The sequence below is a fragment of the Bradyrhizobium sp. CFUWI genome (assembly GCF_056429085.1).
The window spans coordinates 1-626 of the sequence record NZ_JBWJZE010000130.1 but is presented as its reverse complement, the minus strand read 5'-3'; the positions used below and the strand labels follow the sequence as shown (position 1 = coordinate 626).

Here is a 626-nt window from a genome sequence, read left to right as displayed (position 1 = left end):
CACCGGTTCGGGCTGCGCGCCGAAGGTGCCGGCCATCGCCTGGTACGCCCAGTGGCCGACGGCCGAATCGATCGGCGTGCCGGCGGCATTCCCGCCCTCGCTCTGGTACGAAAAGCTTGCCAGCTTGTCGTAGCGGGCCCGGTCCTCGTCGCCCGGCTGGCCCTTCACCAGGTGGTAGCCCTGCTGGCGGATGTGCGCCTCGATGCGCTGGCCGAGGTAGCGCGCATCCGAATCGGGCGTGGTCCGCAGGTCGAGTTCGGCGACGGCGGTGTGCGGCACGATGTTGGCGACCTTGTCGCCCACCGCGGCCGAGGCCATGCCCCGCACGTTGAGCGACGGATACTGCATCGCCTCCTGGTAGTTGGAGCCGACGCTGTCGGGCTTCGCGATGCCCAGGCGCTTGCGCATCGCGCCTTCGTCGTCGGGGACCGCCGCCATGATCTTCCGCTCGGCATCGCCCAGCCGGACGTGGTCGTAGTAGCCCGCCACGGTCACGCGGCCCTGGTCGTCCTTCATCGAGGCCAGCAGCGTCGCCAGGCGCTGCGCAGGGTTGGGCGAATAATTGCCGTAGTGCCCGCTGTGCAGCGCCACCTTGGCGCCGTACACCGTCAGGGTCGCCTGCGCTG

Annotated in this window: 1 protein-coding gene; it reads right to left on the bottom strand. The window is 70.1% G+C overall.

Going from position 1 to position 626, the window contains the following annotated elements; translation table 11 throughout:
* Positions 1-626: peptidase dimerization domain-containing protein (locus AC066S_RS39040; protein ID WP_478271937.1), on the bottom strand; the 626-nt coding region annotated here is incomplete at both ends.